Origin of the sequence: Novipirellula herctigrandis (assembly GCA_007859835.1) — a bacterium.
In the GTDB taxonomy this organism is placed as follows: Bacteria; Planctomycetota; Planctomycetia; order Pirellulales; family Pirellulaceae; genus Novipirellula_A; species Novipirellula_A herctigrandis.
Genome location: SJPJ01000020.1, coordinates 1 through 1,037 on the forward strand (window position 1 = coordinate 1; position 1,037 = coordinate 1,037).

1 protein-coding gene is annotated in these 1,037 nt (G+C 55.9%); it reads right to left on the reverse strand.

What is annotated here, in order from left to right; all coding sequences use genetic code 11:
• A partial coding sequence (locus CA13_RS34375; RefSeq protein WP_419195349.1) for a glycosyl hydrolase family 95 catalytic domain-containing protein occupies nucleotides 1-995 on the reverse strand: 995 nt, incomplete at its 3' end.
• Nucleotides 996-1,037 lie beyond the last annotated feature (42 nt).

Below are 1,037 nucleotides of genomic sequence, written 5' to 3' on the forward strand. Positions count from 1 at the left end.
GCACACAGCCCTTTAACGGAACCCGTCGGCCAAGCAGCAGGCAGTGCCGGAAGCAATTGAATCTGGCCCGCGTGACTCTGCAGAAGCATTTCGCAGTAACCGGCTGTTGCGCCGAGATTGCCGTCGATTTGGAAGGGAGGATGGGAGCAGAGTAGGTTCGAGTAGACTCCCCCGCCGCTATCGCCGTAGATCGTCTTTGTCCCAGTGACCAGATTCAACAGGCTCCGTAATAATCGATGGGCACGATCACCATCGCCAAGCCTGGCCCAGAAATTGATTTTCCAGGCGCGACTCCAGCCGGTACTCTCATCGCCCCGCGCATTCAAAGAAACGCGGCAGGCCTCGGCCAGTTCTGGCGTTTGGGCCATGCTGATTTGCCGCCCGGGATACAGGGCAAACAAGTGTGAGACATGGCGGTGCTTGTCTTCTGGATCGTCCCGTTCGATCTCCCATTCCTTCAACTGTCCCCAGCTTCCAATGGCCGGTTTCAAGAGATCCTCCCGCATGGCCGCAATATGGTCCCGGAACTCCTCATCCTCACCCAAGGCATCGGCAGCCTCGATGGTGTTGGTGAACAGATCGTAAACGAGTTCCTGGTCATAGGTCACGCCCTCTTCGGGTTCATACTTGTACTGTTCGGGCGACCAACCGTCTGGTGTAACGAGAGTACCATCGGGACGCCGCTTCAGATGGTCCTCCCAGAAGTGACAGATTTCTTTGAGAATGGGATAGGCGGTTTCGCGCAGGTAGTCGATGTCACGACCAAAGGCATAATGCTCCCATAGGTGTTGGGCGTACCAGGCACTTCCCGGCGGATTCCACTTCCAACTTTGAACACCGCAGGCGTTGTTCATGGTCTGTAGCGTCCATCCACGCACCTCACCATAATGTTTCTGGGTCTTTTTGGCATACACTTCGCGCAGGCTATCGACGTAATCAATGAAGGGCACATGACATTCGGCGAGGTTGGCGGCCTCAGCCGGCCAATAGTTCATTTCAACGTTGATGTTTGAATGGTAGTCTCCAGCCCAGGCGGG